This window comes from Alcanivorax profundi (genome assembly GCF_003597125.1).
In the GTDB taxonomy this organism is placed as follows: domain Bacteria; phylum Pseudomonadota; class Gammaproteobacteria; order Pseudomonadales; family Alcanivoracaceae; genus Alcanivorax; species Alcanivorax profundi.
Map to the genome: position 1 here is coordinate 1 of NZ_QYYA01000089.1, position 513 is coordinate 513.

The following is a 513-nucleotide window of genomic DNA, read 5'->3' on the forward strand; positions in this document are numbered from 1 at the left end:
TACGAGCGTTTTATTCCCATCACGCGATTTCAAAAGATTGACGATCGAGATCGAGAAACGGCGATGGAAGGGTTCTGGTGCGATTTCGGGGATCCAGACGGCCTCAAAATGAAAAAAGTCCTCCTTCGTTTTTGAAGCTCGTCCAGTTACCTTTCCAAAAAGCCTAAAACCGTCCAAATCCGACCTCCGGTGAGAGAGTAATGAGGGTTTTCGTGGGAACAGGTGCTGTGAAAAAAAGTCCAGACCATTTTCTTTCGCCCTACTTTTGGAGGCCCAGACGGTGCCGGAATGCGACGGTTCCTAAAGGAATTTCGAGGGGCACTGACTCACCTTTCCAACGAATCCTAAATCGACCCATTCTGACACAGAACGAGAGAGTTACGAGCGTTTTATTCCCATCACGCGATTTCAAAAGATTGACGATCGAGATCGAGAAACGGCGATGGAAGGGTTCTGGTGCGATTTCGGGGATCCAGACGGCCTCAAAATGAAAAAAGTCCTCCTTCGTTTTTG

Annotated in this window: 1 protein-coding gene; it reads right to left on the reverse strand. The window is 48.1% G+C overall.

Annotated features, from left to right (window positions below; translation table 11 throughout):
* Positions 1 to 259: 259 nt before the first annotated feature.
* The coding region (locus tag D4A39_RS18055; protein ID WP_233552527.1) for a hypothetical protein at positions 260 to 513 on the reverse strand (254 nt) is incomplete at its 5' end.